The 303-nt window shown below is 52.1% G+C and carries 1 pseudogene; it reads right to left on the reverse strand.

Annotated elements, in window-relative coordinates:
• Positions 1-117 precede the first annotated feature (117 nt).
• Positions 118-303 (reverse strand): annotated as a pseudogene (locus ACYP03_RS25470) (methyl-accepting chemotaxis protein); the annotation flags it as partial.

Genomic DNA, 303 nt, shown 5'->3' on the forward strand with positions numbered 1-303 from the left:
GATCAAGGTAAGCTCAGGAAATGCTTAAAATACCAGGAGCGATGAAAGAGGTGAGCAATGTCGGCGGAGGGAGTAGTGTATCTGACTGGCCTGACAGCCAGACCAGTCAGAAAATGGTTATCTTTCCTCGAAGCGCTCGGCCAGTGCTTCAAAGTCGTCGACTTTGGCTCTGAGTCCGGTGCTTGATTCTTCGACCAGCAGTAACTCTTTAAAGTTCTGCTCTGATGCCGCAGCGATCGAGTGGATGTGTTGGCGGGTATGGTCGGTCAGCTGAACCTGACCTTCTGCCGCCTGCGCCATTTT

Source organism: Photobacterium sp. R1 (genome assembly GCF_054600795.1).